Annotated in this window: 1 protein-coding gene; it reads left to right on the top strand. The window is 63.7% G+C overall.

Features of this window, described 5'->3' with window-relative positions; genetic code table 11:
* Positions 1-2: 2 nt before the first annotated feature.
* Positions 3-237: transposase (locus tag FNJ47_RS48890; RefSeq protein ID WP_347341844.1), on the top strand; the 235-nt coding region annotated here is incomplete at its 3' end.

Genomic DNA, 237 nt, shown 5'->3' with positions numbered 1-237 from the left:
TGGTGTTGAGCGACGCAGGCTGGGAGCGGATGGCGCCGCTGATCATCGGCCGGCCTGACCAGAAGGGCTCGACTGGACGCGACAACCGGATGTTCGTGGAAGGGGTGCTTTGGATCGTGCGTACGGGCTGTCCCTGGCGCGATCTCCCGGAGGTCTTCGGCGATTGGAACAGCGTGTTCCGGCGCTTCAGCCGATGGAGCATCAAGGGTGTTTGGTGGCGGATCTTCGAGGCGATGT

It is taken from the genome of Bradyrhizobium uaiense (genome assembly GCF_010811875.1).
GTDB classification, from domain to species: Bacteria; Pseudomonadota; Alphaproteobacteria; order Rhizobiales; family Xanthobacteraceae; genus Bradyrhizobium; species Bradyrhizobium uaiense.
This window is presented reverse-complemented; position numbering and strand designations above follow the sequence as displayed.